This is a genomic window from Arthrobacter sp. LAPM80, from assembly GCF_046736435.1.
Taxonomy (GTDB): Bacteria; Actinomycetota; Actinomycetes; order Actinomycetales; family Micrococcaceae; genus Specibacter.
Window position 1 is genome coordinate 28,067 of the sequence record NZ_JBCHVD010000001.1, and the last position, 14,062, is coordinate 42,128.

At 66.7% G+C, this 14,062-nt stretch carries 8 protein-coding genes; 6 read left to right on the forward strand and 2 right to left on the reverse strand.

Annotated features, from left to right (window positions below; all coding sequences use genetic code 11):
* Positions 1-6 precede the first annotated feature (6 nt).
* From AAGW05_RS00150 to AAGW05_RS00160, 3 genes are read left to right on the forward strand one after another with little or no spacing between them, the layout of a single operon-like run.
* On the forward strand, positions 7-432 hold the full coding sequence (locus tag AAGW05_RS00150; protein WP_411802435.1) for an MGMT family protein: 426 nt from the start codon (positions 7-9) through the stop codon (positions 430-432).
* Entirely contained in the window at positions 429-3,818 is a 3,390-nt protein-coding gene (locus AAGW05_RS00155) for an ATP-dependent helicase (protein WP_411802436.1), read from the forward strand. The genes AAGW05_RS00150 and AAGW05_RS00155 overlap by 4 nt, the downstream gene beginning before the upstream one ends.
* Complete coding sequence (locus AAGW05_RS00160) at positions 3,815-7,345, forward strand: ATP-dependent helicase (protein ID WP_411802437.1); 3,531 nt, start codon at positions 3,815-3,817, stop codon at positions 7,343-7,345. Before AAGW05_RS00155 ends, AAGW05_RS00160 begins: the two co-directional genes overlap by 4 nt.
* Positions 7,346-7,406: 61 nt before the next feature.
* On the opposite strand, the gene AAGW05_RS00165 is transcribed toward AAGW05_RS00160, so the two are convergent.
* On the reverse strand, positions 7,407-8,774 hold the full coding sequence (locus AAGW05_RS00165; RefSeq protein WP_411802438.1) for a phosphotransferase: 1,368 nt from the start codon (positions 8,772-8,774) through the stop codon (positions 7,407-7,409).
* 186 nt (positions 8,775-8,960) lie between these two features.
* On the opposite strand from AAGW05_RS00165, the gene nudC reads away from it, so the two are divergent.
* Both nudC and AAGW05_RS00175 read left to right on the forward strand, forming a co-directional pair.
* Positions 8,961-9,962, forward strand: a complete 1,002-nt coding sequence (nudC, locus tag AAGW05_RS00170; protein ID WP_411802439.1) for an NAD(+) diphosphatase — start codon at positions 8,961-8,963, stop codon at positions 9,960-9,962.
* Positions 9,959-12,106, forward strand: a complete 2,148-nt coding sequence (locus tag AAGW05_RS00175) for an ATP-dependent DNA helicase UvrD2 (RefSeq protein ID WP_411802440.1) — start codon at positions 9,959-9,961, stop codon at positions 12,104-12,106. Before nudC ends, AAGW05_RS00175 begins: the two co-directional genes overlap by 4 nt.
* On the opposite strand, the gene AAGW05_RS00180 is transcribed toward AAGW05_RS00175, so the two are convergent.
* A complete protein-coding gene (locus AAGW05_RS00180) occupies positions 12,067-13,179 on the reverse strand; it encodes a ThiF family adenylyltransferase (protein WP_411802441.1) in 1,113 nt (370 codons plus the stop codon). The two genes, AAGW05_RS00175 and AAGW05_RS00180, sit on opposite strands and share 40 nt — an antisense overlap.
* A gap of 202 nt (positions 13,180-13,381) precedes the next feature.
* On the opposite strand from AAGW05_RS00180, the gene AAGW05_RS00185 reads away from it, so the two are divergent.
* Positions 13,382-14,050 carry a M48 family metallopeptidase gene (locus AAGW05_RS00185; RefSeq protein WP_411802442.1) on the forward strand — a complete coding sequence of 223 codons (669 nt, stop codon included), beginning with the start codon at positions 13,382-13,384 and terminating at the stop codon, positions 14,048-14,050.
* The last annotated feature ends 12 nt before the right edge of the window (positions 14,051-14,062 follow it).

The following is a 14,062-nucleotide window of genomic DNA, read 5'->3' on the forward strand; positions in this document are numbered from 1 at the left end:
TGAGGCATGCGTGAGCAGTATGTTGAAGCGGTTTTGGCCGTGGCGGAACTGATTCCCGCCGCACGGGTCCTGTCCTACGGGGACATTGCGGCCCTGCTGGAGAGCGGCGGGCCGCGGCAGGTGGGCGCCGTCATGTCCGCCCACGGCAGCGCAGTGCCCTGGTGGCGGGTGATCCGCGCCAGCGGTGCGGCGCCCGCGTTCCATGAGGGCCGGGCCCTGGTGCACTACCGCGAGGAGCAGACCGCGCTGCGGGGCGACGTCGACGCGGCGCCTGTGGGCGGACGGGCGCCATCCTGGCGCGTGGACATGGCGCATGCCCGCTGGAATCCGGGTGAGAGGGAGTTCGACCTCATCGACACAATTGCCGCCAGGCTGCAGAACCCCGCTCCTGTCGCCACAATGTCAGACCCCCATGATGGACTGGATGCATGAGCACGGAAACTCGGGACACTCAGCAGGGGCCGCACATCCGGCAGGGGAAGACCCAACCCCAGGGGCAGCTTGCCCTGCCCAGGCTGACGCTTGTCGCCCCTGCCGACAGTGTCCGCAGCGCCCCGCAGCTCAGCGCCGACCAGCAGGTGGTGGTGGATCTCAAGCCCGGGTCCGGTCCCGTCCTGCTGTGGGGTGCGCCCGGCACAGGCAAATCCATGGTGCTCATCGAGGCGTCGGTCAAGCGGATGGAGCACGACGGCGTCGACCCGGGCGGTGCCCTCCTGCTGGCCCCGTCCCGCCTGGCTGCCGCACGGCTGCGCGACGGCTTCAGCGCCAGGTTCTCCAAGAGCCTGAGCACCTCCCCGGCAAGGACCTGGTCCTCCTATGCCTTTGACCTGCTGCGCCGGGCCAAGGTCGAGGGGCGCATGCCGCACCTTGACGGGCCGCCGCGTCTCATGAGCGGGCCCGAGCAGGACCTCATCATCAGGGACCTGCTCGCCGGCCACAAGATGGGACTAGGCACGGCGCCGCAATGGCCCGCGGAGCTCTCGGACGCCCTTGAAACCCGCGGTTTCCGCCAGGAGATCCGCCAGCTTTTTGACCGTGTCATTGAATACGGACTCCTTCCGGAGGAACTGGCCGGGCTGGGTCAGGCCAACCAGCGCCCCGACTGGGTGGCAGCCGCATCGCTGTACCAGGAGTACCGGGATGTGGTGGATTGGGGAAAGTCGGGCTCCTTCGACCCGGCAGGCATCATCACCGCGGCCACGACACTGTTGCAGATCGATCCCGAGTTCCTTGAGCGGGAACGCGGCCGCCTGGCGTTGATCGTGGTCGACGACATCCAGGAAGCCAACCATTCAGTGCATGAACTTCTGCGTCTCGTGGGCCGCGGCAAGGACATCCTCGTGGCAGCATCCCCGGACACTGTGGTGCAGGGCTTCCGTGGCGCACGGCCGGACCTCGTCGCCAGCCTGGGCGAAACGCTGTCCACCGAGGCGTTCGGGCTGCAGCAGTTCGCACTCTCCACTTCACACCGCATGAGCCCGCCCCTGGCTGCTGCGTGGTCGGGGGTTGCCGAGCGCATCTTCCAAATCCGCGGCGGGCACAAGGCCCGCGAACTTTCCTGGCCGACGGCGGGCACCGGGGACACGGCGTCGTCCGCCGGATCCTATGTGAGCGCGCACGTGGTGGCCTCCGAGGTGCACGAACTGCGCCTGGTGACCGAGCGGATCCTGCACCTGCAGCACCTGGGCGGGCACAGCCTGGGCAGTATTGCTGTCATTGTGCGCACGGGCTCCGCCCTGGCCGCGCTGCAGCGGTACCTGAGCGCGCAGGGCATTGCCGTCAAGGTTCCCGTTGCCGAAAATCCTGTCCGTGACGAGCCCGCCGTGCGCCCCCTGCTGGAAGCCTTCGGGATTGCCCTTGCCCCACAAACGCTCGACGCCGAAGCCTGCGTTGCGCTGCTGACCTCGCGTCTGGGGCGCTCAACCGCGCTGCACCTGCGCAGGCTGCGGCAGGCCCTGCGCCAGCAGGAACTGCACGGCGGAGGCGGCCGTGCCAGCGACGAGCTGCTGGTCGAAGCACTGCTTAACCCGGAAAAACTGGCCCCGCTGGGGTGGGAGGCAGACAACGCACGCCGCGTTGCCGCCATGCTCTCCGCCGGACGTGCCGCGGTGGCCGAGCCGGGCGCTAATGCAGAAACCGTGCTGTGGGCGCTGTGGGAAGCCTGTGACAGTTCCGGGACGTGGGAATCACAAGCCCTGCGCGGCGGTCCTACCGGGATCCGCGCCGACAGGGACCTCGATGCCGTCATGGCACTGTTCCAGACCGCCGAACGGTACGTCGACCAGCTGCCGGGATCGAGCCCGCAGCAGTTCCTGGACTACCTGATGAGCCAGGAACTGCCCATGGACACCCTGGCCGCCCGCGCCCAGCGCAGCGATGCCGTGGAAATCCTGACACCGGCCAGTGCGGCTGGCAGGGAATGGCCCATCGTCATTGTGGCCGGGTTGCAGGAAGGGGTCTGGCCCAACACCAGGCTGCGTGGGGAGCTGCTGGGCAGCCAGATGCTTGTCGACGTTTTGGAAAGGGGCTCGCAGGCCGCACGCCAGATTGAACCGGCCGCCCGGCTGCGCGAGATCAGGTACGACGAACTGCGCAGCTTTGCCGCCGCCATCTCACGTGCCTCCGAGATCCTCATTCTGACGGCCGCCGCGGGGCATGACCTCCAGCCATCGCAGTTCATCGACCTGGCGGCACCGTTCCTCCCCGTGACCGATTCGGGCGGAGAATCCCAGTACCCCGTGCGCCCCATTGAACAGGTGCCCCGGCCCATGACCCTGCGTTCCCTGGTGGCGGAACTGCGGCAGGAATCTGAAATGCACGCCGATCCCGAGGCCGCACGGATGCTGGCCGTCCTGGCAGGGAACAACGTGCCCGGCGCCGACCCGCAACAGTGGTGGGGTCTTCTGCCGTTGAGCACTGACGCGCCCATCGTCGCTCCGGGGGAGCCCGTCATCGTCTCACCGTCAAAGGTCGAGGAGGTGCTCAAGTCGCCCTTGAACTGGTTCATCAGGGCCGCAGGAGGGGAGGCGACAACAGACTTTGCCCGCAGCCTCGGGACACTCATCCACGGCATCGCCCAGGACATCCCCAACGCGGCCGGCCACGAATACCTGGCCGAACTGGACAAGCGCTGGCCCACGTTGGGCCTGCCCGAATCTTGGGAAACGGACGTTGACTACAAGCGCGCCCAGGAGATGCTGGGAAAGCTGGCCCAATACGTGATCGATGCACGGATGGCCGGGCGCACACTGGTTGGCGTGGAGGAAAGCTTCACCGTAGACCTCGGCGAGCTGCCAAGTGCCGGAACGCCCGACGCAGGACTGGCGGACACCCAAGGCGACGGCGGAGCCGCCGGCGAACAGCCAGCGCACGGCCATGTGGTGCGCCTGCGCGGGCAGGTCGACCGGCTGGAGGCGGACTCAGACGGGAACCTTATTGTGGTTGACATCAAGACAGGCCGCACCAAGCCCACCAAGGACCAGGTGGCCGAGCATCCGCAGTTGGGCGCCTATCAGGTGGCGGTGACTGCGGGGGGATTTGCCGAACGGGCAGCCGCGGCCGGACTGGCGGGCGCCGTGTCGGGCGGAGCCGCACTGTTGCCGTTGGGCGATGGCACCAAGGGCGTGAAAACGCAGGACCAGGCGCCCATGGTGGCGGGCAGCGAGAACGACCCAACCCGCAAGGTCATGGAGGCGGCCATGCTCATGGCCCAGTCGGTCTTTCCTGCCCACCACGGTGCAGACTGGTCCGAACGCAACGGCTGCCCCCTGCCCACCATTTGCCCGCTGTGCCCGGAAGGGAAACAAATCACCGAATGAGCACCCCCGAAAGCACCCTGGAAAGCAGCCAGGAAGGCGTTGCCGAAAGCGCCACCAACAGCGCCCTCGCAGGCCCCGCTGAAGGCAGCCCCGAGCCGGGGACGCGCCTTAGCCCGTATGAGCTGGCCGGGCTGCTGGGGCAGCGCCCTCCCACGCCCGAGCAGGCGGCCATCATCTGCTCGCCCCTTGAACCACTGCTCGTTATCGCCGGTGCGGGTTCCGGCAAGACCACCACCATGGCGGACAGGGTCGTATGGCTCGTGGCCAACGGACTCCTCCTGCCGGAGGAGATCCTCGGCGTCACCTTCACCCGCAAAGCCGCCGGCGAACTTGCCTCGCGTATCCGCGGGCAGCTGGCCAAGTTGGGCACCCTGGCCCGCTCGGGCGAGGTGGAGCTGGCCCCCGCCGCTGCAGCCAGAGACGCCCTGGAGCCCAAGGTTTCCACCTACCACTCCTATGCGAGCGGGATCGTCACCGACTATGGGCTGCGTCTGGGCATTGAACGCGACGCCGTGGTGCTCGGTGCCGCGGAGGCCTGGCAGCTGGCAAGCGAGGTCGTTGAGGCGCACGACGGCGCCCACGAACACTTCACGGCCGCGAAATCCACCCTGATCCAGTCGGTCATGGACCTGGCCGGGGAATGCGCCGAGCACCTCCAGGAACCCGAGCAGGTCATGGCAACCATCGAGGCCTACCTGGCAAGTTTTGAGTCCCTTCCCTACATTGCCGAGACCGCCAAGCCGCGCACCGTTGCGGTCAACAAGCAGCTCGATGTGCTGCGCACGCGTGCGTCCGTGGCCGCCCTGGTGCAGAAATATGCGCAGGCCAAGCGCCGCCGCAACGTCCTTGACTACGGCGACCTCGTGGCCCTGGCCGCCCGGATCGCCCGCGATGTCCCGCACGCCGCCGAGATGGAGCGCCAGCGCTACAAGGTGGTGCTGCTAGATGAATTCCAGGACACCTCGCACGCCCAGCTGCAGCTCTTCGCCGAGCTCTTTGGCGAGGGTCACCCCGTAACGGCCGTTGGTGACCCACACCAATCCATTTACGGGTTCCGCGGTGCCTCCGCCGGCCAGCTGTTCAGGTTCCCGGAGATTTTCCTCAAGCACGACGGCGGCTGGGCGCCGACTGCCGAACTCACCATTGCGTGGCGCAACTCGGCGCACATCCTGGCAGCAGCCAACGTGATGTCGGCCGAGCTTGCCCAGGCGCAAACCCGCAAGGCCAACGCCAAGCTGGCCGCCGGCCTGACGGAGCAGGAACGAGCCGCGGCAGGCCCGAAGGTTGTCGTATCGCCCCTGCGCGAAAAACCCAATGCCCCCGGCGGCGAGGTGCTCCTTGCCCGGTTCGAGACCGAACTGGACGAGGCGGAAGCCATCGCCGAGCTGATCCTTGACCGCAAGGGGGACTTCACCCACCGCGGCGGCGCCCAGGGCGAGCTGACCCTTGCGGTGCTGTGCCGCCGTCGTGCGCAATTCCCGCGCCTTCAATCAGTCTTCGAGGCCCGTGGCATCCCCTACGAAATCGTGGGGTTGAGCGGCCTGCTGGGAACGCCTGAAATTGTGGACCTCGTGTCAACACTGCGGGTCATTGCCGATCCCGGACGGTCGGACGCGCTCATGCGGTTGCTGACGGGCGCCCGGTGGCGCATCGGCCCGGCGGACCTCATGGCCTTCTCCGACTGGTCGCGACACCTGGCGCGGCGGCGGGAATGGGCCGCGCGGCACAAGGTGGACTTTGACGCCGCCGCACTGCAGGGCGAGGGAGTCCTGGAAGGGACGGCACAGGGACAGCCTGATACGGGAGAGGCGGCCGTTGTGACGGCCGACATCGTGGACTCCGCCTCTTTGGTTGAAGCCCTTGACTACCTCAGCCCCGACTACTGGCCCGAAGCCGCACGCCCCCTCAGCGATGTGGCCCGGACACGGTTGCTTGCGCTGCGGGATGAGTTGCGCCTGCTGCGGAGCTTTGTCGGGGAGGACCTGGGCAACCTGCTCGGCGTCGTGGAGAAAACCATGCTCCTTGACATTGAACTCGCGGCAAAGCCCGGCTCAAGCATCCACCATGCCAGGCGGCACCTTGACGCCTTTGCCGACGCCGCAGCCACGTTCATGCAGGCGGCGCAGCGGGTGGACCTGGATGCCTTCCTCGGCTGGCTGGAAACCGCCGAATCCGAGGAAGGCGGGCTTGAAATGACACCGGTGGACAGCAACCCCGACGCCGTCGCGCTGCTGACGGTGCACGCCTCCAAGGGACTCGAATGGGACGTGGTCTTTGTGCCCGGCATGAATGCCGGCGCCTTCCCCAGTGCCCGCGCCGACCGGTGGAGCACGGGCGCCAAATCGCTGCCCTGGCCGTTGCGCGGGGACAGGGACGACCTCCCCGAGTGGGACGTGGACGTCCCTGACCTGAAGACGTTGATGGAGAACGAGAAGCTGTTCGCCGACGACGTCTTGCTGCACGCGGAGGAGGAGGAACGCCGCCTTGCTTACGTCGCGTTCACCCGCGCCCGCGACTTCCTCATGTGCTCAACCACAATCTGGGGCAGCGGGAAGAAGCCGCTGGCACCGTCCCCGTTCCTCAATGAACTGCTGCCACTCACCGAAGGGGCCAAGCAGGCGGCCAGCATCGGCGCGTGGATGGAAGACCCCGAGGAGGGCGCCGAGAATCCCGTCAGTGCCGGCGCGGAAAGCGCCACGTGGCCCTACGACCCCCTCAACGGCCCCGAGATCGTGGGCAGGGCCGGCGTCGCAGCACGGGTGGGCCGGCGCACGAACGCCGAACGTTCGGCCGCTGCCGTGCTCGCGGCTCAAGAACTGCCAGCTGCGGAGGTGGGCACCGAGGCGTTCCTTGCCGCCAACCCGCGCTGGGGCACTGAATCCAGTGTGCTGCTGGCCCAGGAACACCTTGAATCAGACCAACTCCGGGTGGAACTGCCGCCGCACATTTCAGCCTCCAGGCTTGTCGCGCTGGGGGAGGACCCGGAAAAAGTCACACGGGCCATGCGCAGGCCCGTGCCCACGAAACCGGGCATGGCCGCCCGCAAGGGAACGGCATTCCACTCGTGGATCGAGGACTTCTTCGCAACCACGGGCCAGCTCGACTTTGACGAGGAGCCCGGCGCGGACGCCTACGTTGACGAGGCCTACGGGCTGGCGGACATGCAGGAGACGTTCAGGAACTCCGAATGGGCCCACAGGATTCCGGCAGACCTCGAGGTGCCCATCGAAACCCGGGTGGCCGAGGTCGTGGTGCGCGGGCGCATTGACGCCGTCTTCCGCGATGACGACGGCGGCTGGGACCTGATCGACTGGAAGACGGGCAAGGTGCCGTCCAAGGCACAGCTGGCTGTGCGCGGGGTGCAGCTCGCCGTGTACAGGCTGGCCTGGTCGCGGCTCAAGGGGGTCCCACTGGACCAGGTTCGGGCAGCGTTTTACTATGTGGGCCAGGACAAGCTCATCCGGCCCGTGGACCTGGCCGGGCAGGATGAACTCGAGGCGATTGTCACCAGCGCCTACTCCGCCTGAGCCGTCCCACCCGGTCTGCGTCACCCCGGCCCCTCCGTCTGGATGGTGCCGGCTGGAGTCGCTATCGCTTCTTTATCGGGTTCTTCTTCAGCGGGATGACCTTCAAGGCTGTGGTGTCGGCTTCCCCTGAAGGGACATCGGCGGCCGCTTCGCCACCGGCAGTGTCTGCCTCGCCAGCCTGGGCCAGGGGCTCTGCCTCGACCTCAGTGGCGTCGGCATCGTCGCGATTGGAGGCCTCGGAAACGGCAACGTCCCCCTTATCGGTGGGAGCGTGGTCGCTGTCTCCGCCGGCCTCGCCAGCGGTGGCGGGGGACACGTCGTCGTCGGTTTCGTCGGGTGACTTGTTCTCGGCAGGCCGGGCCGCGAGTGAAACCACCGGAACGGCCGAGGTCACGGGCTCGGACTCCTTCGCCGGTTCCTTGGCGGCGACAGGCTCGACGGGAATGGCTGAGACCGAAACTGCCGGTGCGGGAACCACCGCAACGGGAACAACTGTCGGTTCCACGCTGATCGGCTGGCCGCCGTGCTCGGCAATGTCAGCCTCAAGGGTCTTCAGCATGGACTCGGCATCCTCGACCATGCGGGCACTGTCCGCTGCATAACCCTTCACGAGCCACTGCGCGAGGGCAAATTCGGCACTGAGCGCGGCACGGCGGAGCAGGTGCGGGTCGGGGGTTTCCTTGCGGGCGGCGGCGTAGGACTGCATGACGGTGTCAACAAAGACTGGATCGTTCACGGCAACAAGCCATGCGAAGTCGTCTGCCGGGTCGCCGATCCGCAGATCGGTCCAGCCAATCACCGCGGTGACCTGGTCGGCGTCGAGCAGGATGTTGTCCTCATGCAGGTCACCGTGAACCACGCAGGCATTGAAACGCCACAGCGCAACGTCCTCCATGGCGTGCTCCCAGCGCCGCAGCAGCGATGGCGGAATCTTGCCCGTGGTGGCTGCCTGGTCAAGTTCGTTGAGCTTGCGCTGGCGGAACTCATTGGCCGTGTAGCTGGGCAGGTCCGAGTTGGTGACAAGTTCCTGCGGGAGGTCGTGGATGGCCGCAATGGCTGCGCCGATCTCCAATGCGAGCGCGGCAGTGCCCGATGCGAGCCGCTCCACGGATTCGGCCCTGCCCTTAATGTGCGAGTACACGAATGTGATGAGCTCGCCCTGGCGTACCGTGCCCGCGACCGAGGGCAGCAGGAAGGGCAGCTCGGCGCGGATCGCGGGGGAGAAGGCGCGCAAAACCTGGCGTTCGGTTTCCAGCCTTGTGCTGGCTTCGGGATGCCGCGGGGACCGCACACGCCACCGCCGGTTTTCCGAATCAACCAGCATGGCCGAACAGAAATCGGCTGCGTCATCGGGCTCCGGGCCAAACGCAGTGACATTGAGTCCGGGCACGGCGGCGCTCGCGATGGCGGCCAGTTCGATTGCTGTCATTCTTCTCACTCCTCTACCGTAAACGTGATATCGCCAACCCCGTGCCGTTGGGGCGGCGAGTCGCAAGAACTCCTTTCCGCGGGCACGTCCGGGTGCCCGGCCAGGTGCGCCGCAGCCGTGCCCGGTTTGTCCACAATCACGGTCCTCGGAATGTAAAAAATGGCAGCGGATGCGTACGGTAGAAACATGACCGCATCCAACCCGTCCCCCGAAACTTTGCTCGACCGCCAGTGCGAACAGCGCAGCGAAGCCGGGTACCTCGCGACGGTGTTGGGAACCGCCTCCCACAGGGTGGTTCTCTTCCACCGCGGCCAGGCCCTCATGAACGGCTCAGGACTGGGGTATTTCGACCCTGCCGTCCTGCCCGCAGCGCCCAACACCGGGACCATCAACGTTTATCTTGGCAGGGTCCGCGCCGGGCTGTCCGGGGCATTGCCGGAAGGCACCGACATTGTGCTCCGGGTTCTCCCGTACGACGCCGGAGATCTGGCCTGGGTGCCAGGTGGCGCCGAATTTTCCGGGTACAGAGACGTCGCTGCGGGCCTGGATGCCTTTGATACGCAGGTTTTTGTGGAAGCCCAGGCCGTTGCCAATTGGCACGGCACCCACACGCACTGTCCGCGTTGCGGCAGTCCCACCGAATCCCTGTGTGCCGGCTGGATGCGCCGTTGCGAACAGGACGGGTCCGAACACTTTCCGCGGACAGATCCGGCCGCCATCGTGGCCATCGTGGGCGCCGACGGCCGGATCCTGCTGGCGAACAACTTTGCGTGGGACGAAAATAGGTACTCCACCGTCGCCGGATTTGTTGAGGCGGGGGAGAGCGGTGAGCAGGCTGCCGTGCGGGAGATCGCTGAGGAAGTTGGGGTGCACCTGCACTCACTGAGCTACGTGGGATCCCAGGCGTGGCCGTTCCCGCGGTCCTTGATGCTCGGATTCATCGGCTACACGGACGACACGGAAGCGACCCCCGACAACGTCGAGGTCAGGTCTGCCCGCTGGTTCGGCCGGGAAGAACTGCAGGCAGCTGTGCTCGATGGAGGCGCCGTCATTCCGGGCAGGCTCTCCATTGCACGGGAGCTTCTCGAGCACTGGTACGGCGGGCGCCTCCTGGAGCCCGGCGACGTGGCTGCCAGCGAGGAAGCAGCGAAGAAGCATGAATTGGTACAGCGTGGAGAGAGCGCATGAGCTTTGATCCGCACCAGACGGGGCTCCCCGTCATGGATGAACGAACAGCCGAAGAGCGCATTCTGGCCGGTCTTGACGACGAACAGCGGACGGTTGCCACCACCCTGAACGGGCCCCTATGTGTTTTGGCAGGCGCAGGAACGGGCAAGACCCGGGCCATCACCCACCGCATCGCCTATGGCGTGCATACGGGTGTCTACAACCCCAACCGTCTGCTCGCGGTCACATTTACAGCCAGGGCCGCTGCCGAAATGCGCACCCGGCTCCGCGACCTGGGCGTAGGCACCGTCCAGGCACGCACGTTCCACGCCGCGGCGCTGCGCCAGCTGCAGTATTTCTGGCCGCACGCCGTCGGCGGCCAGCTGCCCGGCCTGCTCGAGCACAAGGCGCAGATTATCGCCGAGGCCGCACGCCGCCTGCGCCTGCCTACCGACAGGGCTGCCATCCGCGACCTTGCCTCCGAAATTGAGTGGGCCAAGGTTTCGATGCTGACCCCTGAGACCTATGTGCTCAAGGCCGAGGGCCGCGGGGAGCCTGGCGGGTTGGACAAGGTGGCGGTGGGACGGCTGTTCCAGGCCTATGAGGACGTCAAGGCCGATCGGAACCTCATTGACTTTGAGGACGTCCTGCTGATCACCGTCGGCATCCTGCAGGAGGACCCTCGCGTGGCGGCCACCGTACGCGACCAGTACAGGCACTTTGTAGTTGATGAGTACCAGGACGTTTCCCCGCTCCAGCAGCGCATGCTTGACCTGTGGCTGGGCGGGCGCGACGAACTGTGCGTCGTGGGCGACGCCAGCCAGACCATTTACTCCTTTACCGGCGCCACGCCGCGGCACCTGCTGGATTTTCCGAAGCGTTTTCCCTCCGCGGGAGTGGTCAAGCTCGTGCGGGACTACCGCTCAACCCCGCAGGTCGTGGGGTTGGCCAACTCGCTGCTGGGCAACCGGCGCAGCGGCGGACTCGCGGCCGACGAGCTTTGGTCCAAACCCCTTGAATTGGTGGCGCAGCGCCGCGGCGGGCCCGCACCCGAGTTCCTGGAATGCAGCGACGACGAGGCAGAAGCGGCGGCCGTTGCCAGCCGGATCAAGGCCCTGATGGCCACTGGCACCCAAGCCAGCGAGATCGCAGTGTTGTTTCGGACCAACGGGCAGTCGGAGGCGTACGAACAGGCGTTGACGTCGGCGAACGTCGGCTACCAGCTGCGCGGAGGCGAACGCTTCTTTGCCCGCAAGGAAGTCCGCGACGCCATGCTGCAGTTGCGTGCCGCATCGAGGGCTGCCGAGGACGAGCCGCTGGGGCAGCTTGTCCGGGACGTGTTGAACAACCTTGGCTATCAAAACGAGGCGCCTAAGACCGGCGGGGCCGTGCGCGAACGGTGGGAATCGTTGTCGGCGATCGTCGCCCTTGCCGATGAACTGGTGGTCTCCCGCAGCACGCCCGAACATGTCTTCACCTTGATCGACTTCGTGGCGGAACTGCAGGACCGGGCCTCTGCCCAGCACGCACCCACGGTCCAGGGCGTCACCCTCGCATCGCTGCACTCGGCCAAGGGCCTTGAATGGGATGCCGTGTTCCTTGTGGGGCTGAGCGAGGGGCTCATGCCGATTTCCTTCGCCGACACCCCCGAAACCGTGGATGAGGAACGGCGCCTGCTCTACGTGGGCATCACCCGCGCCCGGGAATTCCTGAACTTCTCCTGGTCCACGGCCCGCACCCCCGGCGGCCGCGCCAACCGCCGGCCCTCACGGTTCCTTGACGGGCTGCGCCCCAACTCGGTGGGAGGTGCGCCTACAGGTCCGCGTCAGTCTGCCGTGCGGAAATCCCGCAAGGCTGCGGGCCCCTCCGCGTGCAGGGTGTGCGGAAAGATCCTCGCCACGGGGGCCGAACGCAAGCTGGGCCGCTGTGCCGACTGCCCGCCCGGCTACGACGAGGCCGTCTTTGAGCAATTGCGCGAATGGCGGCTGGGGGAGGCCTCCAGCGCATCCATTCCTGCCTTTGTGGTGTTTACCGACGCGACCCTGATGGCGATTGCCGAGGCCGCGCCACAGGACCTCGACGAGCTCTCAGCCCTGCCGGGCGTGGGTCCATCCAAGCTTGAGCGTTACGGTGAAGCCGTACTGGAGATAGTGGCGAAGGGCTGATTCTGCCATTGGCACCCGCACTCGGGGTGGGTGCCGAACTCCTGGTGCGTCCACCTGCCATTGTCGGGGTGGAAGGTCAACACCGATGACCACGAGCTTGGCTGGTTGACGGCATCCAGGAACAGCAAGGCATGCGCTGCTGCCGTGCCGGCCAACGCCATGGACAGCGCAACGTTTTCCATCATCTCGGCGCGCGGCCTTGCCCCGGATCCATGCGTGTTTTCCGGCGGGGACGCCGCGGCCGCGGCGAGCTGTCCGCACACCTCCAGCCAGCGCGGGTCGTTGACGTTGCGGTGCCGCTCAACGCATTCGGCACACGCCGTCTCGCCGGGAACCACCAGCGGTCCAAGAGTGCCATCCTGCTCGCGGACAAGCACAAACAAGTGTGGACGTTCCCCAGCAAGGAAGCGTGCGGCCGTGTGGGCGGGAACCGCGTCGTGGCCCACCACAATGGCAAGGTCAAGGCAACGCACACCGGGACCCCCGGCCCCGCCGTCGTGCACCACATGGGCGTTGGCGCCGGGATCGATCCGCAGTAGGTTGCGGCGCACGGCCACAGCGCGGGCCAGGCCAATGTCGCCGGGCCCGAAGGACCCGGGGCCGACGTCGGTCGCGGCAACAGGGCTGTCGTCCTCCAGCAGCACAGTGCCCACCCCGGCGCTGACGAGAATGGCGGCCAGTGCGGCTCCCGTGCGGCCCAATCCCAGCAGGTGAATGACTCCGCGTTCACGCCGGGTCATGAATGCGTTGCTCGGATCCTGATACAACGCCAGCAGCGCCGAATGTTCAGGCAGGAGCCGCTCAGCACGGAAGCCCTGCGTGTGCAGATTCGTGTCGCTGAACAGCAGGCCGGAGAGTTTGCTGCAGATGTCAGCGGCGCGGGAGGCCTCCACACCGAGGGCTGCGGCCCTGTCCATGACCTGGTTGTCAGCAATCCCGTGGCGCAACGCTGCAACAAAGGCCAGCTCGGAGTCCTGCAGGCCCTCAAGGATCAGTCCACCCGCACCCAGCCCGATCTGCACGCTGCCGGCGCCGCGGAGCACCATCCGAAGTCCTGGATTGATGGTTGTCATGACGGCCTCCCTCGGGGTTCTGCCGGCGCCGACCCTTCGGCACTGCGCCCCACAAGGTCTGTCCACTGACCACGGGGGATTTCCCTGTTTAGATCATGGCACCGAAGCGATGACTCCGTGCGAAGTTATCCACAAGGTGGGGTTGTCCACAATTGGCCTTGCGGGTTTCAAATCAGCCGGCCACCGGATGTACCGTCGAAGGATGGAAGCAGCAATTTCACCCGCAGGAGCACCGCCGACGCGTCCCAAAACCATCGGCAGGGGCACGCCCGGACCCTTGGGCGATTCCGTCTCGGCCCACACGCTGCGCAACGGGGGACCCGTTGTCGTCCGGCGGACAGCAAGACGAAAAACGGGGCTGTCCGCGTTCTGGGAGGACGGGCAGGCAGTTGTCGCCGTGCCGTCGCGGCTGAGCCTTGAGGACGAACGCTATTGGGTGCCGCTCATGGTGGGCAGGCTGGAACAAGGCACCAGAAAGGCGAAGGGCCGGCGAAGCGTTCCTGCCGGCGATGACGCCCTGATGCAGCGCGCCCTGCTGCTGTCCCGGCAGTACCTGGGAACACCTGTCATCCCTGAATCCGTGCGCTGGGTGACAAACCAAAACAGCCGTTGGGGCTCCGCGACTCCGGCCCGCAAGTCGATCCGGATCTCCCACCACGTGCAGGGCATGCCTGAATGGGTGCTTGACTACGTGCTGCTCCATGAACTTGCCCACCTCATTCACGCCGACCACAGTGCCAGGTTTTGGGCGGAGCTGGCCGGCTATCCGCGCCTTGAGGCTGCCAAGGCCTTCCTGGAGGGGGCATCGTTTGCCTCCGCCCGCAACATCAAGGGGATCGAAGGCGACGGGGACGATTTTCCGGCGGGTTAAGCACCGCGGCGG

Excerpts from the sequence above, each read along its gene's own strand:
- AAGW05_RS00180 (WP_411802441.1), bottom strand. The coding sequence starts at position 13,179 with ATGACAACCATCAATCCAGGACTTCGGATGGTGCTCCGCGGCGCCGGC.
- AAGW05_RS00165 (WP_411802438.1), bottom strand. The coding sequence starts at position 8,774 with ATGACAGCAATCGAACTGGCCGCCATCGCGAGCGCCGCCGTGCCCGGA.
- AAGW05_RS00155 (WP_411802436.1), top strand. The coding sequence starts at position 429 with ATGAGCACGGAAACTCGGGACACTCAGCAGGGGCCGCACATCCGGCAG.
- AAGW05_RS00160 (WP_411802437.1), top strand. The coding sequence starts at position 3,815 with ATGAGCACCCCCGAAAGCACCCTGGAAAGCAGCCAGGAAGGCGTTGCC.
- AAGW05_RS00150 (WP_411802435.1), top strand. The coding sequence starts at position 7 with ATGCGTGAGCAGTATGTTGAAGCGGTTTTGGCCGTGGCGGAACTGATT.
- nudC (WP_411802439.1), top strand. The coding sequence starts at position 8,961 with ATGACCGCATCCAACCCGTCCCCCGAAACTTTGCTCGACCGCCAGTGC.
- AAGW05_RS00175 (WP_411802440.1), top strand. The coding sequence starts at position 9,959 with ATGAGCTTTGATCCGCACCAGACGGGGCTCCCCGTCATGGATGAACGA.
- AAGW05_RS00185 (WP_411802442.1), top strand. The coding sequence starts at position 13,382 with ATGGAAGCAGCAATTTCACCCGCAGGAGCACCGCCGACGCGTCCCAAA.